The 24791-nt window shown below is 66.1% G+C and carries 12 protein-coding genes; 7 read left to right on the top strand and 5 right to left on the bottom strand.

What is annotated here, in order from left to right; translation table 11 throughout:
* Nucleotides 1–195: 195 nt before the first annotated feature.
* Nucleotides 196–681, bottom strand: coding sequence for a GtrA family protein (locus tag RhoFasB10_RS23515; protein WP_084423913.1), 486 nt, complete (start codon nt 679–681; stop codon nt 196–198).
* A 74-nt stretch (nt 682–755) separates the two neighbouring features.
* Here RhoFasB10_RS23515 and RhoFasB10_RS23510 point away from each other — a divergent pair, with 74 nt between their 5' ends.
* From RhoFasB10_RS23510 to RhoFasB10_RS23480, 7 genes are all read left to right on the top strand, one after another.
* Entirely contained in the window at nt 756–2207 is a 1452-nt protein-coding gene (locus tag RhoFasB10_RS23510) for an FAD-binding oxidoreductase (RefSeq protein WP_068430031.1), read from the top strand.
* Nucleotides 2204–2968 carry a decaprenylphospho-beta-D-erythro-pentofuranosid-2-ulose 2-reductase gene (locus tag RhoFasB10_RS23505; protein WP_114331132.1) on the top strand — a complete coding sequence of 255 codons (765 nt, stop codon included), beginning with the start codon at nt 2204–2206 and terminating at the stop codon, nt 2966–2968. The genes RhoFasB10_RS23510 and RhoFasB10_RS23505 overlap by 4 nt, the downstream gene beginning before the upstream one ends.
* The gene (locus tag RhoFasB10_RS23500) at nt 2969–4921 is read left to right on the top strand and encodes a galactan 5-O-arabinofuranosyltransferase (RefSeq protein WP_167678846.1); all 1953 of its coding nucleotides are present in this window, start codon (nt 2969–2971) and stop codon (nt 4919–4921) included.
* Between the two features lie 35 nt (nt 4922–4956).
* Complete coding sequence (locus RhoFasB10_RS23495; protein ID WP_167678844.1) at nt 4957–6741, top strand: glycosyl transferase; 1785 nt, start codon at nt 4957–4959, stop codon at nt 6739–6741.
* Between the two features lie 48 nt (nt 6742–6789).
* Nucleotides 6790–10002 (top strand): arabinosyltransferase domain-containing protein, encoded by a 3213-nt coding sequence (locus RhoFasB10_RS23490; RefSeq protein ID WP_167678842.1) that lies wholly within the window; start codon nt 6790–6792, stop codon nt 10000–10002.
* A gap of 102 nt (nt 10003–10104) precedes the next feature.
* A complete protein-coding gene (locus RhoFasB10_RS23485; protein WP_308115142.1) occupies nt 10105–13386 on the top strand; it encodes an arabinosyltransferase domain-containing protein in 3282 nt (1093 codons plus the stop codon).
* Between the two features lie 60 nt (nt 13387–13446).
* The gene (locus RhoFasB10_RS23480; RefSeq protein ID WP_157105394.1) at nt 13447–14652 is read left to right on the top strand and encodes a hypothetical protein; all 1206 of its coding nucleotides are present in this window, start codon (nt 13447–13449) and stop codon (nt 14650–14652) included.
* A 150-nt stretch (nt 14653–14802) separates the two neighbouring features.
* Here the strand turns inward: RhoFasB10_RS23480 and RhoFasB10_RS23475 are convergent, their stop codons facing one another.
* The 4 genes from RhoFasB10_RS23475 to RhoFasB10_RS23460 all read right to left on the bottom strand — a co-directional run bounded on the left by RhoFasB10_RS23475 (nt 14803) and on the right by RhoFasB10_RS23460 (nt 24639).
* Nucleotides 14803–16347 (bottom strand): acyl-CoA carboxylase subunit beta, encoded by a 1545-nt coding sequence (locus RhoFasB10_RS23475; RefSeq protein ID WP_068430012.1) that lies wholly within the window; start codon nt 16345–16347, stop codon nt 14803–14805.
* 4 nt (nt 16348–16351) lie between these two features.
* Nucleotides 16352–21415 carry a polyketide synthase Pks13 gene (pks13, locus tag RhoFasB10_RS23470; RefSeq protein WP_206031282.1) on the bottom strand — a complete coding sequence of 1688 codons (5064 nt, stop codon included), beginning with the start codon at nt 21413–21415 and terminating at the stop codon, nt 16352–16354.
* 121 nt (nt 21416–21536) lie between these two features.
* Nucleotides 21537–23435, bottom strand: a complete 1899-nt coding sequence (fadD32, locus tag RhoFasB10_RS23465) for a long-chain-fatty-acid--AMP ligase FadD32 (protein WP_068430010.1) — start codon at nt 23433–23435, stop codon at nt 21537–21539.
* Nucleotides 23436–23598: 163 nt separating this feature from the next.
* Nucleotides 23599–24639 carry an LLM class F420-dependent oxidoreductase gene (locus RhoFasB10_RS23460; RefSeq protein WP_167678836.1) on the bottom strand — a complete coding sequence of 347 codons (1041 nt, stop codon included), beginning with the start codon at nt 24637–24639 and terminating at the stop codon, nt 23599–23601.
* Nucleotides 24640–24791: the final 152 nt, after the last annotated feature.

Genomic DNA, 24791 nt, shown 5'->3' with positions numbered 1-24791 from the left:
TCGTCGGAAGCGTAAGATGTATATAAGAGAAAGGGAAGAGCTGGGGCTGTTCATTAGATGAGCCGGCGACCACCGAGATCTACACTGGAGATGTCGTCGGCAGCGTCAGCTGTGTACGAGCGCCAGACCCCCGACCGCGCACCTTCCAGCACACGCGCACGTTGCAACCTGCGCAATTGCTGCAACCTGCGCGGATCAGCGGATCTTGAAGATCACCGCACGCTGCACGACGAAATTGATGACCGTCGCGGTGCCCTGGGCGATCACGAACGCGGCCGCGCTGTACAGGATTTCCTCGGGCCACAGGTGGCCGAACACCGTGTACAGCAGGTTCTGCACCCCGAACGTGGCTGCGTAGAGCAGGACGACCGCGATGAACCGAGCTCTCGACGGTTCCGCCTTGAACGTCCAGCGCCGATTGATCAGGTAGGCGACGGTTGTTCCCACCACGAATCCGACCGCCTTGGCGATGGACAGCTGCAGGCCGAGTCCGTACTGCAGCGCGATCGTGATCGAGAAGTCGAAAACAGCCGACAGCACACCCGTCGCCAGGAATCGGATGATCTGAGTCTTCAGGTCGAGCGCCTCGTCGGCGATGTTCTCGGTCAGTGGCAGTTCGACGGGGAGAGGCGCGTGATGCTCGTCGCCGGTCGGCCGGTCGTCTTGGGTGGACACGACCACAGAGACTAGCCCTCACCCCTGAGCCTCAGCGCAGCCTGCGGAGCGACCCGTCGAAGCGGGTACCCTCTACACCGATGTCCACGACAGCCGACGACGCACTCTTCCCCCTGGAACCCCAGGCCGGGAACACTGCGCCGCTACCCACGCACACCCGCACACTCACCGGATGGGGACGCACGGCGCCCTCGACGGGTGAGGTGCTCTCCACCTCGGACCCCGAGCTCATCGCGAAGGCCGTCAAGCAGGTCGCAGAGCAGAACGACAGCAAGCCGTCCCACCTTCGCCGCGGCGTCATCGCACGTGGCCTTGGCCGGTCGTACGGTGACAACGCTCAGAACTCCGGCGGCCTCGTCGTCGACATGACCGCGCTGAACGGCATTCACAGCATCGACGCGACGACACGCATCGTCGACGTCGACGGCGGTGTGAGCCTCGACGCTCTGATGCGTGCGGCCCTGCCGTTCGGCCTGTGGGTTCCGGTGCTGCCGGGTACGCGTCAGGTCACCATCGGTGGCGCCATCGGCTGCGACATCCACGGTAAGAACCATCACAGCGCCGGAAGCTTCGGCAACCACGTGCGCTCGATGGAACTGCTGACCGCCGACGGAGAAATTCGTCACCTCACCCCCGCCGGCCGCAACTCCAAGCTGTTCTGGGCCACGATCGGCGGAAACGGTCTGACCGGAATCATCCTGCGCGCCACCATCGAGATGACGCCGACGGAGACCGCGTACTTCATCGCCGACGGCGACGTCACGCAGACTCTCGACGAGACCATCGCGCTCCACACCGATGGCAGCGAGAACAACTACGACTACTCGAGCGCCTGGTTCGACGCCGTCGCCGCTCCCCCGAAGCTGGGTCGCGCTGCGGTTTCACGTGGATCATTGGCTCGACTGGATCAGCTGCCCGAGAAGCTGCAGAAGGATCCGCTGCGGTTCAACGCCAAGCCCCTCGTCACGTTCCCGGACATCTTCCCGAACGGTCTGGCGAACAAGTACACGTTCTCCGCCGTCGGCGAGGTCTGGTACCGCAAGGCGGGCAACTACCGGAACAAGGTGCAGAACCTCACGGCGTTCTACCACCCACTCGACATGTTCGGTGAGTGGAACCGCGCCTACGGATCCAAGGGATTCCTGCAGTACCAATTCGTGGTGCCGCCGGAGGCCGTCGAGGAGTTCAAGAAGATCATCGTCGACATTCAGCGTTCGGGTCACTACTCGTTCCTGAACGTCTTCAAGCTGTTCGGCCCGGGAAACAAAGCGCCACTGAGCTTCCCGATTCCGGGTTGGAACATCTGCGTCGACTTCCCGATCAAGCCGGGGCTGAACGAATTCGTGCGCGAACTCGACAAGCGCGTCCTCGAATTCGGCGGACGCCTCTACACGGCGAAGGACTCGCGGACCACCGCCGAGACTTTCCACGCGATGTACCCGCGGATCGACGAGTGGATCAAGGTCCGCCGATCCGTCGACCCCACAGGCGTTTTCGCCTCCGATATGGCCAGAAGGTTGGAATTGCTGTGACGATCGACGCTGTGGGTAATCCGCAGACCATTCTCGTACTCGGTGGCACCAGCGAGATCGGTCTCGCCATCACCGAGGAGTACCTGGCGAAATCGCCCGCCCGCGTCATCCTTGCGGCTCTGCCGAACGACCCGCTGCGCGACAGTGCCGTCGCACAGTTGACGACCAAGGGCGCCAAGGCAGTCGACGTCATCGACTTCGATGCTCTCGACACCGCGTCGCACCCGAAGGTCATCGACGAAGCCTGGTCCAAGGGTGACGTCGACGTCGCCATCGTGGCATTCGCCGTCGACTTCGACGCCGAGGAACTGTGGCAGGACCAGCGCAAGGCGGTGTTGACGGCCAACATCAACTACACCGCGTCCGTCTCCGTCGGCGTGCTGCTCGGCGAGAAGATGAAGGCACAGGCGTCGGGACGCATCATCGTCATGTCGTCGGTCGCCGGTGAGCGCGTGCGTCGCTCGAACTTCGTCTACGGCTCCACCAAGGCGGGTCTCGACGGCTTCTACCTCGGACTCGGAGAAGCGTTGCGCCCGTTCGGTCCTCGCGTCACCGTCATCCGCCCGGGCATGGTGCGCACCAAGTTCAGCGCCCACGTCAAGGAAGCACCGCTGACCGTCGACAAGGAAGACATCGCCGCGCTGGCAGTCGCCGCGTCGCAGAAGGGCAAGGACCTGGTCTGGGCACCCGGACCGTTCCGCTTCGTGATGATGATCCTGCGGCACGTCCCGCGGCCCATCTTCCGCAAGCTGCCCATCTAGATGAAGCGAGCGCTCGGGACCGCCGTCGACGGCGTACTGGCCGCTCTCGTCGCGACAGTCGTTGCGACGGTCGGGCTGTACGCCTTCTCGCTCGTCGAGTGGCCGGCGTTCAACTCGTCCAACGTCACACGGGCACTCACGACGCTGGGGCAGGTCGTGTGTGCCGCCCTGCTCGGTGCGGCCATCGTGCTGTACCGACGCGGCACTCGTGCATGGCTGGCACGCGGGCTCACGTGGGTGGGCCTGTCCGGCTTCGTGACGGTCACGCTCGGAATGCCTTTGGCGGCAACGAAACTCTATCTGTTCGGCATCAGCGTCGACCAGGAGTTTCGCACCGAATACCTGACGCGGTTGACGGATTCGGCTGCGCTGCGCGACATGACGTACGCGGACATTCCGCCGTTCTACCCGGCCGGATGGTTCTGGATCGGCGGACGCGTCGGCAACCTGCTCGGCATGGACGGCTGGGAAGTGTTCAAGCCGTTCGCAATCGGCTTCCTCGCCGTCACTGCCGTCGTCGCCTACACACTGTGGCGCCAACTGGTTCGCGCGGACCTGGCCGTCGCGGTCTCTGCAGTCACGACGGCTCTCGTCGTCGCCTATGCATCTCCCGAGGCCTACAGTGCCGTCATCGCTCTCCTGATCGCGCCGGCCTTCCTGCTCGCGTGGGGTGCGCTGAATCGGCCGGTGACTGCCGGCTTCGTCGGCATCGATGGTCCGCGGCATCCGATAGACGGCAACAGCGGTCCATCGATGCCGACAAAGGCGGGCAAGAACTGGGGCTGGGGCGCCGTCGTCGGGACCGGCCTGTTCCTCGGTCTCGCTGCGACGTTCTACACCCTCTACCTCGGGATGGCCGCGTTCGCCGTCGTACTGATGGCAATCGTCTCGGCGTTCCTGGGCATTCGCGCCGAGAAAACGTGGCGCGCAGCGATACCCGTCGTCGTCAGGCTCGCCGTGATCGCGGCGATCTCCGGGCTCGTCGCGCTGACGGTGTGGCTGCCGTATCTGATCGATGCGCTGACCGGTACACCGGCGACGTCCGGGACCGCACTGCACTATCTACCGGAAACCGGTGCGACATTGCCGTTCCCGATGTTCGAGTTCTCGCTCCTCGGCGCGCTCACGATGATCGGAACACTGTGGCTCGCCGTGCGGACCGCCACGTCGCGACGGGCACAGGCACTGACCATCGGCGTCGTCGCGGTGTATCTGTGGACGCTGCTGTCCATGGCCGCGACCGTCGCGGGAACGACGCTGCTGAGTTTCAGACTCGAAGCGGTACTGATCGTATTGCTCGGCGCCGCAGGCATTTTCGGTTTCATCGGGGGCTCGAAGGCGATCTACCAGGCGATCAACGAGCCGGTGCGGTTCAAGGCCGCAGCGGTCGTCGTCGCGGCCGTGGGGGCGTTGGCGTTCGCCCAGAACATCCCGCAGGTGCTTCAGACCGAGATCACCGTCGCCTACCAGGACACCGACGGTGACGGGGTGCGCGCCGACAAGCGGCCACCGAGCGCGGTGTCGTACTACGGCGACGTCGACAAGGCCATCGGTGAGCAACTCGGCAAGCCTCGCGACGAGACGATCGTGCTGACGGCAGACACGTCGTTCCTCAGCTACTACCCGTACTTCGGCTTCCAGGGTTTGACGTCGCACTACGCGAATCCGCTGGCTCAGTTCGATCAGCGGGCCGCAGCCATCGAGGACTGGGCGGAGCTGGGGTCGCCCGACGAGCTCGTCGCAGCGATGGACAGCAGCGAATGGACAGCTCCCGACGCCTTCCTGTTCCGCCGCGGCGCAGACGGTTACACGCTGCGCCTCGCCGAGGACGTCTACCCGAACGACCCCAACGTACGGCGCTACACCGTCACGTTCGACGAGTCGCTGTTCGAGGATTCGCGGTTCACCGTCACCGACATCGGACCGTTTGCGCTGGTCACGAGGGTTTCGTAGGCAAAACACATAACGTTCACGTAACGTTCGATTCGATGACAACCACCGACCAGACCGTTCTCGGGCCTTCGGGGACGACGCAGGAACAGAAGACCGGGGCGCGACGACGGCTCGACCGCGCCGACCTCGCGGCCGCCGTAGCGTTCACCGTCGGCGCCCTGTTCGTCCTGCAAGGTCAGTGGCGAAACCTGTCGAGCGGGTACCTGTACAACAGCGGCCAGGACCAGGCCATGTGGGAATGGTTCTTCGCCGTCGCAGCGCATGCCGTCGCGCACCTCGACAATCCGATGTCGAGCGATCTGCAGAACTACCCGCTCGGCGTGAACCTGATGGCCAACACGGCGATGTTCGGGCTGTCGATTCCGCTCGCACCCGTGACGTTGCTGTTCGGCCCGACCGTCACGTGGGCCATCGCCCTCACCGCGGGCCTCGGCGGCACCGCGTACGCGTGGTACTGGCTGTTCTCGCGACGCGTCGGCGCCTCGAAGGGAGCGTCGGCACTCGGAGGAGCGCTCTGCGGATTCGCCCCAGGGATGGTGTCGCACGCCAACGGTCACCCGAACTTCGTCGTCCTGTTCCTGCTGCCGGTGATCGCATCGCTCGTCATCGGCATCGCACAGGACGGCCCCACCCGCCGCAGTACCATCACGCTCGGCCTCGTCGTCGCGCTGCAGATCATGTTGGGCGAGGAGCCGCTGCTGATCTTCGCGATCGCGTTCGGCGTGTTCGCCTTCGCCTACTACCTCGGCAGCCCGCGAAGCTTCGTTCCTGCGGTGAAGAACGCGTCGAAAAGCCTTCCGTTGGCCGCGATCCTGACGCTGCTGCTCGTCGCGATTCCGTTGTACTGGCAGTTCTTCGGGCCGCAGAGCTACTCGTTCCTCGAACACGGCAACATGGGCAACGACGTCAAAGCTCTGTTCCAGTTCCCGGCTCAATCCATCGGCGGCACGGCTACACCTGGCCAGGACGTCAGCATCAACGCCACCGAGGAGAACGCCTACTTCGGCTGGCCGCTGCTCGTCCTGGGTCTGATCGCCACCCTGTGGATGTGGCGCGAGGCCCGAGTGCGCGCCGCGGCCGTGACGGTCGTCGTCGTGAGCGTTCTGTCCCTCGGATCCGAGCTGTACATCGGCAAGCGCGACACCGGAATCGAATTGCCGTGGACGTGGCTGGCCGACGTGCATCTCGTCGAGTCGGTGCTCGAAACTCGTTTTGCGCTGGCCGCCGTGCCCGCGCTCGCGTTGCTGATCGTCGTCGCCACCGACAAGGCATTCGGACGCGGATTGCGTCCGGTTCCTGCGCTGTGGTCGATCGCGTTGGCGCTGGCCCTGATTCCGCTCGTACCGACGCCGCTGCAGGCCGTCGATCGGTCGCCGACGCCTCAGTTCTTCGCGGGCGACGAGTGGAAGAACTACGTGTCCGACGGCTCGGTCGTCACCGTGCCGCTGCCGCGCCCCGAGGACGCACGTCCGCTGCGCTGGCAGATCCAAGCCGACATGCAATTCCCGCTCGCCGCAGGCTATTTCGTCGGGCCGAGCGACGCGGCCGACAAGAAGGCGAAGTACGGTGCCGTCGATCGTCCGACCGCTCTGCTGCTCGGATCCGTGCAGAACTCCGGCACGGTCCCGGACATCACTCCCGACCAACGGGCACAGGCCGTCGACGATCTGCGCTTCTGGAACGCCGACGTCGTCGTCCTGCCGCCGGGAAAGAACGCCACCGCGCTGCGCGGAACCGTCGACCAACTCCTTGGTTCGGAAGGCGAATTTCACGGCGGCGTCTGGGTGTGGGACGTGCGCCCGTTGGTGAACACTCCCTGACCTGCGAGAAACAGGGGCCCACAGGACCGTGCCCTAGCATCGACAATCGTGTCCACCGCAGCAGCCACCGCACCGAAACCGCCTTCCGCAAAATCGACGTCACGTATCTCGGCGGGACTGGTCGCTGTCGTCTCCGGTGTCATCGCCGTCCTCGCGGCGATCGTGACGCCACTGCTGCCGGTCACTCAGGATTCGGCGTCGATCAGCTGGCCGCAGAACGGAACGCTGAACTCCGTCGAGGCGCCGCTGGTGTCGTACTCGCCGCTGTCGATCGACGCGTCCATCCCGTGCGACGTGATCTCCGGTGCAGCTCCCGACACGGTCGTTCTGTCCACGACCGCACCGGGCGCGCCCGACGCCCAGGGCGTCGGACTCGTCGTGACCCGCACCGAGGGCGGCCTGCAGGCGGTGTTGCGCGAACAGGTACTGCTGTCGTTGACCGACGCCGAGCTGGCGTCGTGCTCGTCGGTGGACATCAGCTCGACGGACGTCGTGAGCACCGCGTCGGCCGCGGGCACCGACGTCACGACCACGATCGAGGGTGACCAACGCCCCCAGACGGTCGGTATCTTCTCCGAACTCGACGGCGCCGCGCCCGCAGGTCTGAGCGTGGACGTGCAGATCGACTCACGGTTCTCGTCGACCCCGACGTTGCTGAAGAAGCTCGCGATGGCCGTCGCGGTGCTCGGCACGATCGTGTCCCTGATCGCGCTGCATCGGTTGGACCTGCTCGACGGCCGTCGAGGACGCCGTTTCTTCCCCGCGCATTGGCTGCGCGTCACCGTGGTGGACGGGATCGTCGTCGGCGTGCTGGTGGTGTGGCACTTCATCGGCGCGAACACGTCCGACGACGGCTACCTCCTCACCATGGCCCGCGTCTCCGAGCACGCCGGGTACATGGCCAACTACTACCGCTGGTTCGGCGTCCCCGAAGCGCCGTTCGGCATGCCGTACTACGACATGCTCGCCGCGTTCGCGAAGGTATCGACGGCCAGCCCGTGGATGCGCCTGCCCGCGCTCGTCGCCGCGGTGCTGTGTTGGGCGGTCATCAGCCGTGAGGTGATCCCGCGTCTCGGTCGCGCCGTCCGCTTCGACAAGGTCGCCATCTGGACGGCGGGACTGGTGTTCCTCGCGTTCTGGCTCCCCTACAACAACGGCCTACGTCCCGAGCCGGTCATCGCTCTCGGCGCGCTGCTGACGTGGTGCTCGATCGAGCGTGCCATCGCCACCGGCCGACTCCTCCCTGCCGCCGTCGCCGTCCTCATCGCCGCGTTCTCGTTGGCCGCCGGGCCGACGGGACTCATCTGCGTCGCCGCCCTTCTCGCCGGCGGACGCCCCCTCGTTCGCGTCGTCATCGCACGAGCACGCATGGTCGGGTACGCCGCCGTTCTCGCCCCGATTCTCGCGTCGGGCACCGTCATCATCGCTGCCGTCTTCGCCGATCAAACGGTGACGACGGTTCTCGAGGCGACGAAAGCGCGTGCGGCCGTCGGCCCGAACGTCCCCTGGTTCGACGAGCGCACCCGCTGGGATTCGCTCATGGAGATCACGCCCGACGGCTCGCTCGCTCGCCGATTCGCGGTCTTCGCGATGGTGCTGTGCGTCATCACGACGATCGTCGTCATGCTGCGTCGCAACGGCCGCATTCCCGGTGTGGCGCTCGGCCCGTCGCGTCGCATCGTCGGCATCGTGATCGGCGCATTGGCGCTCATGATGTTCACCCCGACCAAGTGGACGCACCACTTCGGTGTCTACGCGGGCCTCGCCGCATCGCTCGCAGCCGTCGCCGCGGTCGCAGTCGCCTCCGTGACGCGGGAGAACGCGCGCAACCGCACGCTGTTCACCGCGGCGGTCCTGTTCCTGACCGCGCTCGCGTTCACCGGCTCGAACGGCTGGTGGTACGTCTCGAGCTACGGCATCCCGTGGTTCGACAAGCCGCCCATGATCCTCGGCAAAGGCTTCTCGACGGTCTTTCTCGGACTCACCGTGCTCGCGCTCCTGTACGCCGGGTGGCAGCATCTCCGCGCGCCCTATCGCGCGCCGGCCCGATCCGCGCGCTTCGGCGTGTCCGCGCTGACGGTGATGTCCGCATTCATCGTGCTGTTCGAGCTGTTGTCGTTCGCCAAGGGCATCGTGGCCCAATATCCGGCGTACTCCGTGGCCCGTTCGAACCTGAACGCACTGGCCGGGAACTCGTGCTCGCTCGCCAATGATGTTCTCGTCGAACGAGATCCGAATTCCTCGATGCTCACGCCGATCGATTCGTCCGTCGCGGACTCCCTCGCCGGGCCGGGAACCACCGGATTCACACCCGACGGCGTCCCGACCGACCTGACCGCCGACGAGGAAGACGTCTCGCAGCAGAGCACCCGCGGATTCGGCGACGACGCGGACACCGACCAGCAGACGGCATCCGCGTCCGGGGCTTCCGGCACCGAAGGCGGCACCACGGAGGCCACCGGTATCAACGGAAGCTCCGTCGCCCTGCCGTTCGGGCTCGACGCGTCGCGCACCCCGGTTCTGGGCAGCTACGGCGCCGACACGGCGGAACCCGCGACTCTCGAGACCGGGTGGTTCGCCCTGCCCGACGACCCTGCCAACGACTTCGTCGCCATCAGCGCGGCAGGACGCATTCGCTCGGTCGACTCCGACGGCATCGTCGCGTCGGGCCAGCCGCTCGAGGTGGAGTACGCGTCGGGAGACCAGGTTCTCGGACGCATCACGCCGATCGACATCGGACCGCAGCCGTCGTGGCGCAACCTGCGGGTGCCGCTGGCCGACATCCCACGTGACGCCGACCGCATCCGCCTCGTCGCCACCGACTCCGACATCTCGCCCGACCAGTGGCTCGCGGTGACGCCGCCGCGCATTCCGCGCACGACCCCGCTCGTCGACGTCATCGGACCCGATGTCCCGGTGATGCTCGACTGGACCGTCGCGCTCGGTTTCCCGTGCCAGCGTCCGTTCGGTCACAAGGACGGCGTCGCCGAACTGCCCGAGTACCGGATCCTGCCCGACCGCAGTGGTGCGGCAGCCCACAGCCCCGTCATGGACGCGTACGGCGGCGGACCGCTCGGATGGCAGCAGCTCGTCCTGTCTGCGCAGGTCGTACCGACCTATCTACGCGACGACCTGGACCGCGACTGGGGTTCGCTCGAGCGGTTCACGCCGATCGATTCATCCGCGGCGCCGGCCGAGCTGACGGTCGACACGGTCACCCGCAGCGGATGGGAGTCGGAGGGACCCATCAGAGTCGGATGAAACGGGATTCTTGCCGGTTTCTTTTCGACGCGGGTGCGATGAACCGATCACGGTCGCATAACATCGTCAATCGTGCCCGACGTCGTGACAGATACATCCGCTGTGCCCCCTGCTCCGTCGAAGAAGGGCTCGGCGGTCGATCTGCGATCCCAAGTCCGCACGACGCGGCTGGTCGCGATAGTCACGGGTCTGCTCGGCGCGCTGTTGGCGATCATGACGCCGTTCCTGCCCGTCGTGCAGACGACGTCGACCATCTCGTGGCCGCAGAACGGATCGATTCAGGACGTCGACGCGCCGCTAGTCTCCCAGGCGCCGATTTCCTTCACCGCGACCGTTCCGTGTAGCGCCGTCGCTCAGCTGCCGCCGCAGGGAGGACTGCTGCTCGCGACGGCCCCTGCGCAGGGTGAGGGCGCGGCGCTGAACAGCTTGTTCGTGCGCGTCAGCGAAGGGTCGGTCGATGTTCTCGACCGCAACGTCGTCGTCGCGTCGGCACCTCGCGCCGACGTCGAGGGCGCAGCCTGCGGGTCCATCGAGATCAACTCGGACATCGACTCCACCACGGCCGAATTCACCGGGTTGTCGGACGACGCGGGCAACCCACGCGCCGGACGCCTCGACGGCGATCTGCGACCTCAGGTCGTCGGCGTCTTCACCGACCTCCAGGGCGCAGCACCGGCGGGCATGTCGGTCACGATCGACGTCGACTCGCGGTTCTCGTCGACACCGACCCTTCTCAAGCTCCTGGCCATGATCGTCGCCGTCGTCTGCACGATCTCCGCGATGGTCGCGCTCGGACGTCTCGACGGCATCGACGGCCGCGGTCACCGCAGGTTCTTCCCGTCGCACTGGTGGAAGTTCACCGGCGTCGATGTCACCGTCGTCGGCGTGCTCGTCGGCTGGCACTTCGTCGGCGCGAACACCTCCGACGACGGTTACCTGCTGACGATGGCCCGCGCTGCCGAGAAGTCGGGCTACATGGCCAACTACTTCCGCTGGTTCGGTGTCCCCGAGGCACCCTTCGGCTGGTACTACGACGTCCTGGCCGTCTTCGCGAAGATCTCGACGGCAAGCCCGTGGATGCGTCTGCCCGCGCTGATCGCAGGCGTGCTCTGCTGGATGGTCATCAGCCGCGAGGTCGTCCCGCGCTTGGGCCGGGCAGTGCGGAAGTCCAACGTCGCACTGTGGACCGGTGGCCTGGTCTTCCTCGCCTTCTGGCTGCCCTACAACAACGGCCTGCGACCCGAACCCATCGTTGCCGTCGGTGCGCTGCTCACGTGGTGCTCGATCGAGCGCGCCATCGCCACCGGGCGGCTGCTGCCCGCCGCGGCCGCGTTCCTGATCGGCGCCTTCACGCTCGCGTCGGCGCCCACCGGTCTGATGTGTGTGGCTGCCCTGCTCGCAGGTGCCCGCCCGATGGCCCGCATCGTGGTGCGTCGTCATCGTCTCGTCGGAACGTTGCCGCTGCTGGCGCCGCTGGCTGCCGCCGGCTTCCTCGTACTCGTCGTCGTCTTCGCCGACCAGACGTTCGCGACGGTCATGGAGTCGACGCGGGTGCGTACCGCCATCGGTCCGAGCGAGGCGTGGTACCAGGACTTCCTGCGCTACTACTACCTGTTCGTCCAGACCGTCGACGGTTCCGTGGCACGCCGCTTCGCGTTCCTCGCCATGATCCTGTGTCTCTTCACGACGCTGTTCGTGCTGCTGCGTCGCCGCCGCGTTCCCGGCATCTCCAACGGGCCCGCGTGGCGTCTGATGGGCGTCGTCTTCGGAACGATCTTCTTCATGATGTTCAACCCGACCAAGTGGACCCACCACTTCGGTTCGTACGCGGGCATCGCAGGCAGCCTTGCAGCCCTGACGGCCGTTGCCGTCTCCGCGAGCGCACTGCGTTCGCGCCGGAACAGGACGATCTTCCTCGCCGGCCTGATGTTCGTTCTCGCACTGTCGTTCTCGGGCATCAACGGATGGTGGTACGTCTCCAGCTACGGTGTGCCGTGGTTCGACAAGACGGTGTCGCTGAGCGGAAACCAGTCCAACACACTGTTTCTCGTGCTCTTCGCGCTCGCGCTGGCACTCGCCGCATGGCAGTATCTGCGTGAGGGCTATGCCCCGCCGCAGCCGCGCGCAGGTACCGAACGCGGACGACGCATCAAGAAGTTCGCGGCAGCACCGTTGACCGTGATCGCAGGACTGATGGTGCTGTTCGAAGTGCTGTCACTCGTCAAGGGCGCCGTGTCGCAATACCCGGCCTACTCGCTGGCGCGCTCGAACATCCAGGCACTGACCGGAAACACGTGCGGACTCGCGAACGACGTCCTCGTCGAATCCGACGCCAATGCCGGCGTGCTGCAACCGATTCCGGACGACTTCGACCCCGAGACCGGACCGTTGGGAGGATCGACGCCGTCGAACTTCACACCGAACGGTGTGCCGACGGACCTCAGCGCCGACGCCGTGGAAGTCAAACCGGGACAAGGCAATACGGATCAGCAGAGCGTCGGACCCGCATTCGAGGAAGGCCAGAGCTCGGGCACCGGAGGAGGCGTCGGCGCCCGTGGCGTCAACGGTTCCACCGCGGCACTGCCGTTCGGACTCGACCCCGCCACCACCCCGGTCCTCGGCTCCTACCAGCCGGGCATCCAGGAGCCTGCGTCGGCTACGTCGAGTTGGTATGCGCTGCCGGAGCGTTCGGACTCTGCACCGCTGATCGTCATCTCGGCCGCAGGCCGCATCCTGTCGTACGACGACACCGGCGCGATGACCTACGGCCAGTCGCTGCTCGTCGAATACGGCACTCGCCAGCCCGACGGCACCGTCGACGTCAAGGGCACCTACCTGCCCCGCGACATCGGCCCCGCCCCGTCGTGGCGCAACCTGCGCATCCCGATCGCCGATCTGCCGGGCGACGCCGACGCCGTTCGCATCGTCGCCAACGACCCGAACCTGACCGGTGACCAATGGTTCGCGTTCACCCCGCCGCGCGTTCCGCAGCTGGAGACGCTGAACTCCGTCATCGGCAGCGAACAGCCCGTGCTGCTCGACTGGGCCGTCGGACTGCAGTTCCCGTGCCAGCGTCCCTTCGACCACCAGTACGGCGTCGCCGAGGTGCCCGGATACCGCATCCTCCCCGACCGCCCGCTGGCCGTCAGCTCCACCGACACCTGGCAGTCCGCGGACAACGGTGGCCCGCTGGGATGGAGCGAACTCCTCGCCCAGCCCGTGACCGTGCCCACCTACCTCAACCGGGACTGGGCGCGCGACTGGGGCTCCTTGGAGCGTTACGACCCGTACTACCCCCAGGCCGTCCCGGCGACCATCGACACCGCCGAAGCCACGAGATCGGGCTTCTGGACGCCCGGGAACCTGCGCGTGTTCGACAGGTAGGTTCTGCGGGTTCCCGCTGAGCCCTTCCGGCATCGATGGACCACGGCAACTGTCTAACGGTTGTGGCGGGCCATCGATGCCGTTGCTTCAGCGCACCTTTTCGGCATCGATGGTCCGTGGCAACCGTCTAACGACTGTGGCGGGCCATCGATGCCAACCGGTGCGACCGCACCAGATCGGCACCACAACGGCGCGTCGACTGTCCTCGCCCATCGCCGACACGACCATAGTTGTCCACAGGACTCCGCTATCCACAACCCAATTCGCGACCTGCGGGATACCGATCTTCATGTCGGCGCGAACGTCGAGGGTGAGCGCATGAAGAAACCGAAATGGTCACCGTCTCAACTGCACGATCTCAGCACTCACGGCGTCGTCACCCGGGCAATGCTTCGGGAAGCGAAGGTCTCTGACAGCACCCTCACCGCCCGGTGCGCGCCCGGCGGGCCTTGGCAGCACGCGCTGCCGAGCGTCTATCTACTGCACAACGGGTACCCGACGCCTCTTCAGCGGTCGATCGCCGCACTGGAGTACTGCGGTCCTACGAGCATGATCACCGGTCGCGTCGGCCTCGGCGCGCACGGTTACGGGACGGGCGCCACGCCCAGCGAGGTGCATGTGCTGATCCCGTCGGACCTACGACGCGCCTCCAAATCTTTTGTGCGCGTGGAGCGCACGGGCCGATTGCCCGACCCGACCATCAAAGGTAGCCTCCGCGTCGCGCCTTTGGTTCGGTGCCTGGTCGACACAACGCGTGCAGTGACCAGCGACAAGTTGTGCACTCAGTTGTTTGCCGAGGTTCTCCAACGCGGCGAAGTCACGATCGCCGACATCGACCGCGAACTGCGCGATGGGCCAAGACAATACGGCGCTATAAGCCGACGAGTAGTGAACGAGTTACGCGACGACGCGCATTCGGTCGCGGAAGCCGAAGCACAGAAGCTCTACGCCCGCAGCGGGCTCCCACCGATGCTGCACAACTGCAACGTGTACACCGAATCCGGCGTGTTCATCGGATGCTTCGACAACTTCCTCGACGAGGTCGGTTGGGTGTGGGAAGTCGACTCCTACGCTCACCACCTCTCCCCTCCCGACCACGCGAAGACCATGGAACGGCGAACGCATATACAGAATCAAGGTCTTCTCCTGCTGTCCACACTGCCCAGCGAGATTCGTGACAACCCTGAGAAAGTGTTGGCGGACTTGAGGTCTCACTACGAACTCGCGCGGAGCCGGCCAAGACCGCGGATCGTCGTGAAGCCCTGACCACCGACCGCATCGTTGGCCCGCGGCAACCGTCCAACGGATGCTGCGGGCCATCGATGCCAACAGGCCCGAGTCGGCCACCAACATGAATGGCCCGCGGCAACCGTCTATCGGATGCTGCGGGCCATCGATGCCGAAAAGGCCGGGACACTAGATCGGAAACAGGTGATGCTTCCGCGGGTTCTTGAACACCTTCTTCTCCGTCAACAGCTTCAACGCCTTACGGAGCTCGAGGCGGGTCTGCGACGGCTCGATGACGGCGTCGATGTAGCCACGCTCGGCCGCGACCCAGGGGGTGGCGACGTGCTCGTTGTAGAAGTTGATGAGCTGCTGACGCACGGCGGGGGCGTTCTCGCCTGCCGCGGCGAGCTGCTTGCGTCCGATGATGTTGACGGCACCCTCGGCGCCCATGACCGCGATACGGGCCGTCGGCCAGGCGAAGTTTATGTCGGCACCGAGCTGCTTGCAGCCCATCACCGCGTAGCCGCCGCCGTATGCCTTGCGGACCACGACGGTGATCTTCGGGACGGATGCTTCGATGTACGAGAACAGGAATCGGCCACCGCGCTTGATGACGCCGACCTTCTCCTGGTCGACGCCGGGCAGGAAGCCGGGTGTGTCGACGAGGAACACCAGCGGAATGTTGTACGCGTTGCAGATGCGCACGAAACGCGCTGCCTTGTCGGCACTGTCGGCGTCGAGCGCACCCGACAGGTACATCGGCTGATTGGCGACGACACCGACGGACTTGCCGTCCACCCGCGTCAGACCGGTGATGACATTCGGCGCGATTTCCGACGACAGTTCGTGGAACTCGCCGTCGTCGAACAGGCGCAGGATGATGTCGTGCATGTCGTAGCCGGCGTTGTCGGCGTCGGGCATGATCCGGTCGAGCGACAGATCGGACTCGGTGATCTCGGGCTCGAGACCCGGGTTCACGACGGGCGGATCTTCCTGGCAGCTCGACGGCATGTAGCTCAGGTAGTTACGCACCCAGTCGAACGCGGCCTTCTCGTCACGCGCGACGTGGTGCACGTTGCCGTACTGCGCCTGCTTGCGTGCACTGCCGAGTTCGTCGAGGCTGACGTCCTCACCGGTGACGGACTTGATGATGTCCGGTCCGGTGACGAACATGTACGCCTCTTCGGTGGCGACGACGATGTCGGTGTTGATCGGCGCGTAGACGGCACCGCCTGCGCACTTGCCCAGGATGACCGAGATCTGCGGGCACATGCCCGACAACGGCTCGTGACGACGGCCCAGCTCGGCGTACCACGCGAGTGACGTGACGGCGTCCTGCACGCGCGCGCCACCGGAGTCGTTGATGCCGACGACGGGGCAGCCGACCTTGATCGCGAAGTCCATCAGCCCGGCGACCTTGCGGCCGAACATCTCGCCGACGGTTCCACCGAACACGGTCTGGTCGTGGGAGAAGACCGCGACGGGACGGCCGTCGACGGTTCCGTGGCCGGTGACGACGCCGTCGCTGTACAGCGCGCCCGGATCGTTCGGAGCTTTGACCAGCGCGCCGATTTCGACGAAGCTGCCCGGGTCGAGGAGCATGTCGATGCGCTCGCGCGCGCTCGGGATGCCCTTCTTCGCCCTCTTGGCGACACCGACCTCCCCTGCCGGTTCCCTGGCAAGTTCGAGGTTGGCGCGTAGCCCGGCCAGCTTTTCCGCGGTGGTACCAGTCAAGATTCTAAACTCCGGTTCTAGCTGACTCGATGTCGTTCAGCGTCGTCGTCAGGTGTGCCGCAATACGGCCGATGTACGGTTCGTCGACGACGGCAAGGTGGTCGCCTCCGATGTACACGATCTCGAGATCCTTCACGACCGGACCCCAGCCGCCGTGTTCCTCACGGGTGGCGTACGCGGGTTCGAGCGCGATGGCGTCGTCGTGGTACTTGTCCGCCATGTACAGCGTCACGTGTCCACCGTACGGCTTCAGTTCCGCCGTCTGGATGGCACGGTTGTCGAGCCACGACGTGCGCTGGTGCTCGATGATGCCGCCGGGGATCTTCGCACCGCTGAGCTTGACCAAGTCCGTGATGATCCGGATCTGGCCCTCGTCGTCGGCATCCACGAGCTTCTCGTACGGGATCGGGTAGTCGACGCCGTACGTCTTCTTCGCGAACGCGGCGTACCGCTCCCAGCGTCGACGCACTTCCTCGCGCGTGTCCGGAATCTCGGTGCCCGGCATGACCGTGTCGAGCAGTCCGACGTACGCGACCTCGATGCCCTGCTCTTCCATCTGCCGCGCGACCTCGTAGGCGAGGATGCCGCCGAGCGACCAGCCGACGAACACGTAGGGACCCTCGGGCTGGATCTCGCGAATGAGCGGCACGTACTCGGCGGCCCGCTTCGAGATCGGGCCTTCGACGCGCTCGAGTCCGTACATCGGCGTGCCCGCGGGCAGCTTGCGGAGCAGCGGCTCGTAGGCGACGGTCGAGCTACCTGCCGAGTGGAACGCGAACACCGGTGTGGCCGTCGACCCTTCGGGACGCGGACGCAGATTGCGTACGAGCCCGTCCATCTCCCCGCCTTCGAGGTGCGGACGTACCTTCTCGGCGAGCTGCTCGATGGTCTCGGAATCCAGGACGTCGTCGAACGTGACCTCGCCGCCCGCACGCTCGGTCAACCGAGCAGCCAATTTCTCGGCGGTCTCGTCGTCGAGAATCGGCAGCGTGTTGAAGATGCCCTTCGCGGACTCCTTCGTCACGACGGCCCATGTGGCGAACGTCAGACGCTCGGCGTTGTCACGCGGCGGCACATCCGACCCGGCCGCCTCGGCGAACGCTTCACGATTACCGACGTCGGCAGCCCCGGTCTCGGGGGCAGGCTGGTATTCGGCACTCGGCACGTCGGTTTCGGGGGTCGCGACGGCCTTCTCCAGCGCCTCGTCGCGCGCCTGGCCACCGGCTTCGGCCGCGGCTTCGGCTTCCTTCTCCGCCTTCTGCTGATCTGCCAGCGCCTGAACCTCGTCGCGGTTCTCGAGCGCGTAGCGCAGGTACTTCTCGACCTCGCGCAGATTGGCGTCACGCACAGCCTGCAATTGCACTGTGGGGATGTCGAATTCGTACTCGACGCGGTTCTTGATGCGCACCGCGCTGAGCGAATCGAGACCCAGCTCGATCAGCGGAATCTCCGGCGGCAGATCCTCGGGTGCGTAGCCCATGGAGTCGGCGACGATGATAGCGAGCCGCTCCTCCATGGTCTGCTTGCCTGCCGGATCCCAACGATCACCGAAATCCTCGACCACCTCAGGCAGCTCTTCCACTCCGGTCTGGTCGCTCCGCAGGCTCCGCTCCTGTGGCGACGAAGAAGGCACTGCGACAACAGGTTCCGGCAGCGCCTCACCCGATGTCACGACGGCTTCGTGCAGCAGCGTGAACGTCGACCCGGCGAGCGCATGAACCTGGATCGACGCGCCTCCGAGGTGCGACGTCAGCGTCGTGACCAGCGTGCCACCGGCAGGCACCGAACCGTGCGACACGGACGCGCCGAGCGTGACGCCCGAGAACACCTGTGCGGCAGCCGCATTCACCAACGCGTCCAACGAATCCACAGCCGACGCGTCGACCTCCCACACGTGGCGGCCGTCCGGCAGCGCTACCCGAGATCCGGGAATCCGGGCGCTTCCGCTCGAGTTCACCCGAGTCGACAGCCAGAATTCCTTGCGCAGGTACGCGGTTCGTGGAATCGCCGCGTACGCACCGTCGTCGAACAGCGTCGTCAGGTCGAGCGCGTGACCGTGCACGTAGAGCTGCGCGAGCGCGGCCAGGAACGTCTCGGCCTCGTCTTCCTTGCGCTTGAGCGTCGGGATCAGCGTCGAATCGGCGACGCCCGCAGCCCACGCCGTCGCGGCGACCGACATGAGAGCGACCGGGTTCGGCGCCAGCTCCACGAACGTCGTATGCCCATCTCCCACAGCCACATTGACAGCCTGCGTGAAGTAGACCGGGTACCGCATACCCTTGGTCCAGTAGTCGACGCCGTGGATCGGCTCGTGGCCGGCGCGGTAGTGCGCTTCCTTGTCGACGGACGAGTACACGCCTGCGCGCAGCTTGCCCGGCTCGATACCTGCCAGTTCGGCCGCGAGTTCACCGAGCAGCGGGTCGACCGCAGCCGTGTGGCCTGCGCCCTTCACGTCGAGGATGCGGGCCATCTTCTCGGCCGCTTCCGCTTGCGCGACAAGCTGTTCGACCTGTTCGCGCGGCCCACCGACCGTGGTGTGCGTCGGTGCTGCGTAGACGCAGGGTTCGACGTCGGGGAATTGATCGGTCAGCTGAGTGACCTCGTCGGGGGTGTATTCGACGAGTGCCATCGCGCCCTGCGACGCGGCACCGAGACCCTCCTGGCCCTCGGCGAGCAGGCGGGATCGTGCGTAGATGATGCGCACGGCGTCCTCGAGGTTCAGACCACCGGCGACATAGGCCGCGGCGACCTCACCCATCGAGTGCCCGATGACGGCAGTCGGCTCGGCGCCGTGCGCGCGAAGCGTTGCCGCCAAGGCGATCTGGATGACGAAGATGGCGACCTGAGAGTTCTCGAACTCGTAGGTCTGCGAGTCGTCGAGGACGATCTCCTTGATGGAGTACCCAGCCTCGTCGATCAGCAGTTCGTCGACCTCGTCGAGCGCGGCAGCGAAGATCTTGTTCGTGCGGTACAGCCGCGACGCCATCTTGCGATGCTGCGAGCCGAACCCGGAGAACACCCACACCGGCCCGTTCGACGCGGGCGAGTCGGCCGAGAACACACCGGGCCCCGGCTTGCCTGCGGCGACCGCGCGAAGTCCGGTGATGGCCTCGGCCGTCGTCGACGCGAGAACCACTGCGCGCGAACGACCGTGGTTGCGCTTGGCCAGCGCGCGGCCGACGTCGACGAGCGGGGTCGTGCTGCCCTCTTCGGTCTCGAGCCAGTCCGCGAGATCCGAGGCAGCGCGCTTGCGTCGCGACGGCAGTGCCGCCGACACGGCGAGCACGATCGTCTCGGGAGCGAGCTCCTCGGCGAGCGTCTCCTCCGCAGCGGGCGTCTCGAGAACCACGGGTTCTTCCTCGACGGGTCGTTCCGCGGGCTCTATTCCTGCCGAAACACCCTCCGCCAGAACGGCTTCCGGGTCCACCGACGCCGCGTCGAAACCGGCTTGTCCATCGGGTCGTTCCGCAGGCTCCACTCCTGCCGTTTCGTCGGCGACGTACTCCTTCACGACGACGTGCGCGTTGGTGCCACCGAAGCCGAAGCCCGAGACACCCGCGACGGCCTTGCCGGTGTAGCGAGGCCACTCCGCGCCGTCGGGAATGACCTTCAGATGCGCCTTGTCGAAATCGATGTACGGGTTGGGGCCCGCGAAGTTGAGCGACGCAGGCAGACGGTTCTGCTGCATCGCGAGGACGACCTTGATCAAACCTGCTGCGCCTGCGGCGGATTCGAGGTGGCCGAAGTTGGTCTTGGCCGAACCGAGCAGGGCAGGCTTGTCGGCGTCGCGCCCACGGCCGACGACGCGTCCCAACGCGTCGGCCTCGATCGGGTCTCCGAGGATGGTGCCGGTGCCGTGCGCCTCGATGTAGTCGACGCCCGACGGGGCGATACCTGCATCGCGGTACGCGAAACGAAGTGCGTCGGCCTGGGCGTCGGGGCTCGGAGCCAGAAGACCGTTGGAACGCCCGTCCTGATTGACGGCGGAGCCCGCGATGACGGCGAGGATGTCGTCGCCGTCGCGCTTGGCGTCCTCGAGACGCTTGAGCACGACGAGACCGCCGCCCTCGGAGCGAATCATGCCGTTGGCGTCGGACGAGAACGCTTTGATCTTTCCGTCGGGCGCGAGCACGCCGGTCTGACCGAATCCGACGGTGATCGGCGGCGCTAGCAGCATGTTGACGCCACCGGCGACGGCGAGATCGGACTCACCGGAACGCAGGCTGCGGACTGCTTGGTGGACGGCGACGAGCGACGACGAGCACGCGGTGTCGACGGCCACGGACGGGCCACGGAAGTCGTAGAAGTACGAGACGCGGTTGGCGACGATGGCGGTCGACGTTCCGGTCAGCGCGTACGGGTGCGCGTTCGGGTCGCTGACGGCGAGCAACTGGTAGTCGTTGGACGAGCTGCCGATGAAGACACCGACCTGCGAACCCTTCACCGAGCTCGCCGGGATGCGTGCGTGCTCGAGCGCTTCCCACGTCAGTTCGAGAGCGAGTCGCTGCTGCGGGTCGACGTTGACGACCTCGTTGGGCGACATCGCGAAGAATTCGGCGTCGAACGTCTTGACGTCGTCGAGGTATCCGCCCTTGGTGACGGTCGCGTCGACGGCTGCCTTGATCGCCGGATCGGAGGTGAACTCCTCCCAGCGGCCCTCGGGCAGATCGGTGATGCCGTCGCGTCCTTCGCTCAGCAGCGACCACATCTCCTCGGGCGTCGACCCTGCACCGGGGAAGCGCGTCGACACGCCGACGATGGCGATGTCGTGCGAGTCGCCGGGCTGCAGCCCGTGCGTGTAGAACGAGTCGTCGACCGTGTCCGTGACCTCGGGCTCGCCCTCGATGATGATCGTGGCGAGCGAGGCGATGGTCGGGTGCTGGTAGACGACCGTCGCCGTGAGCGTGACGCCGACGAGCTCCTCGATCTCACCACTGAGAGCGACGGCGTCGCGCGAGGACAGCCCGAACTCCTCCATCGGCCGGTCGTCGGAGATCTGCTCTGCCGACTGGCCGGTGGCCTCGGCAACCCAGTTGCGCAGCCACTCACGAAGCTGAGCGACGGTCATGTCACCCCCAGCGCCGTCGCCGGCCACGGTGGGCATCGTCTTCTCAGCATCGTTTTCGTGGTCTGCCATCAACTCACCAAGTTACCTGTCGATTGAGGAACGGGACGTCTGCGCGCCGAGGTCAGTTCTGCAGTTCCGCGTCCGGGAACGCGGTCTGCTGGTATCCACCGCGCAGCGTGCCCTCGATGTACGCCGCCTTGCAGGCACGGCGGGCGATCTTGCCGCTGGACGTACGCGGGATGGACCCGGCGGGAACGAGCAGGATGTCGCGAGCGGTGACGCCGTGACGAGCCGAGATCGCAGCGCGCACCTCGTCGGCGATCGGCTGCGGATCCGCCTTGCCTGCGCCGGGAGCACGCTCGGCCACGATGACGAGCTGCTCGGACGAGTCGCCCGGATCCTTCGTCAGTGCGGCGCCTGCGAATTCGAAGACGACGTCGGGCAGCTGGTTGGCCGGGACCGCGAACGCTGCGACGAAGCCGGGGCGCAGGGCCTTGCTCGCTTCCTGCGCCGAGAACTCGATGTCCTGCGGGTAGTGGTTGCGACCGTCGACGATCACGAGGTCCTTGACGCGACCGGTGATGTACAGCTCGTTCTCGTAGTAGACACCGAAGTCGCCGGTGCGCATCCAGTTGGCACCCTCGGGCGCTTCCTCGGCGTGCGACGCGGTTCCGCTCAGCGTCAGGAGCTTGTTGTGGAACGTCTCGCTGGTCTCCTGCTCACGACCCCAGTAGCCCTGACCGATGTTCTCGCCGTGCAACCAGATCTCGCCTACGCGCTCGTCGGGCAGCTCGGTGGCGGTCTCGGGATCGACGATGGCGGCCCACTGGCTCCGCGCGACGTGTCCGGTGGAGACCTGCGGAATCGCTCCCTCGGCGTCCTGATCGACGACGACGAACTCGCCCGCGTTGAGCTTGTTCCGATCGACGTAGACGACCTTGGCCTCGTCGGTGTGCCTCGGGGTGGAGACGAACAGCGTCGCCTCGGCCATGCCGTACGACGGCTTGATGGCGGTCTTCGGAAGCCCGTAGGGGCCGAACGCCTCGTTGAACTTTCTCATCGACGTCGTCGTGACCGGCTCGCTGCCGTTGATGAGGCCGATGACGTTCGACAGGTCGAGGGTCTCGCCTGCTTTCGGCAGGCCGCGGGTCGCGGCGTGCTCGAACGCGAAGTTCGGGGCGGCGGCGAAGGTACCTGCACCGTCGGAGACGGCAGCGAGTTCCTTGATCCAGCGCCAGGGACGCTGGACGAACGCGCGCGGGGACATGATGGTGATGTACTTGCCGCCCAGCGCCGGGAGGATGACGGTCAGCAGACCCATGTCGTGGAACATCGGCAGCCACGTCACGCCGCGCGAGTCCTCGTTGAGCTCCATGCTGTCGACCATCTGCAGCGCGTTGACGCCGACGGCGCGGTGCGTGATCTCGACACCGGCGGGCACACGCGTCGAACCCGACGTGTACTGCAGGTAGGCGATGTCGTCCAGCTTGGCGGGCGGCTCGACCCAGGTCTCGCCGACGCTGTCAGGGATGGCGTCGACGGCGATGACACGGGGACGCTGAGCGGCGGGAAGAGAGCGGAAGAAGTTACGTACACCGGCGGCGGAATTCGTGGCGGTGAGGATGGCCGTCGGCTCGCAGTCACCGAGGACCGCGTGCAGCCGGTCGGTGTGGCCGGGCTCGTCGGGATCGAACAGCGGGACGGCGATGGTGCCCGCGTAGATGGCACCGAAGAACGCGACGACGTAGTCGAGCCCCTGCGGCGCGAGGATGGCGACGCGGTCTCCCGGCTGGGTCACCTGCTGCAGACGCGCGGCGACTGCGCGGAGTCGGGTGCCGAACTGAGACCAGGTGAGCTCGTGAGCTTCCCCGTCGCGTTCGCGGGAGTAGTCCATGAAGCGGTATGCCAGCGTGTCGGCGTTCTCCGCGACGTTCACCTCGACGTGGCGGACCAGCGTCTTGCCCTCGCCGATGTTGATGTGGCCGTTCTCATCGATGTACTCATCGAATTTGTGGCTCATTGTGTTCAATCTCCTCCGACGGGATTCCGCTGCCGGCTGTGCCCCGAACGGCAACGGCCCGCGCCCGACTATGCTCCGGCTCACGCCTGGTTCGAACAGCGTGAATATTAGTAGCTGCTAACTATCTCGATGACCAAATCTTTTCGTCGCACCGCGTCCGCGGTCATTCGCCTTTCAGCAGATCCACGACGGGTGCGAAGGCTTCCATCTGTGTGGGGAAAACCCCGACATAGGACATCGTCGTCATCTTGCGAACGTTACGGATCTGGTCGGCTATTTCCTCGTACGTGCCGAATGCCAGGTACGGGGACGTCAGAATGTCCTCGACGCTGAGCTTCACGTCGACGTCGACGTTCGGCGGGTACCCGTTGTCGAGCGCGGCCAACGCCATCTCTGCCATCTGCTCGCGGTCGTCGGTGACGACGATGGTGGTGATGGCCCAGTTGAGCTCGATCGAGTCGAAACGATCGCCCGCTGCCTTGCGGATCAGTTCGACGCGCTCCAACGTCTTGTCGAGGGTCATTCCCGACAGCTGGAGCTTGCCCTCCTTCGTCGTACTCGGCACGACGGAGATGATGTCGGCGTACTTCGCCGCGAGCGCCAGCATGCGCGGTCCGCCGCCTCCGACGCAGATCGGCGGGCGCGGACCCTGACGCGGGCGTGGGCTTCCCTTGAGACCGGTGATCGTGAAGTGCTTGCCCTCGAAGTTGCACTCCTTGCCGCGCAGCAGCGTGTCCAGGATCTCGAGGCTCTCTTCGAGCTTCTCGATACGGACACCGGGCCGGTCGTACTCGATTCCGGCCTTGTCGTACTCGTCGCGCATCCAGCCGGCGCCGAGACCCAGTTCGAGACGGCCACCGGAGAGGACGTCGATCGTCGCCGCGTCCTTCGCGAGGATCGCCGGATGACGGAACCCGCTGGCGAGGACGGCGGTGCCGAGGCGGATCTTGTCCGTCGCGACCGCGAGTGCTCCGAGGGCGGCAATCGGCCCGACCTGGTTCCCGAGGTGATCGGGGATCATGAAGCTGTCGTAGCCCAGCTCTTCGGCCTGCTGCGCCAGCTTGATGAACTTACGCGCCCCGCCCTCTTCGGCATTGCCCTCTCCGCCTGCGGCGAAGCGGAACTTGCGCAGTGCCGCGGTCTGCCCTTCTGCGGGCTGAGCTGAGCCCCCGGGAGACAAACCTGGGGCCTGGGCGGAACACATCTATTGGTCTCCTCGGTGCGGGTTTCGGCGTGGTCGATCGATGCCGATCTCGGCTGGTCCAAGGCGTCACTCTATAGGTTCGCCACGTGCGAATACACCTGGCGGGGTCACCCACGACCAGCTTTGTGCCCGATCATCGACCGTCCCGAGCG

The organism is Rhodococcus sp. B10 (assembly GCF_011770055.1).
Classification (GTDB): Bacteria; Actinomycetota; Actinomycetes; order Mycobacteriales; family Mycobacteriaceae; genus Rhodococcoides; species Rhodococcoides kyotonensis_B.
Note: the sequence above shows the minus strand (reverse complement) of the source record. Positions and strands in the feature narration are given on the sequence as shown.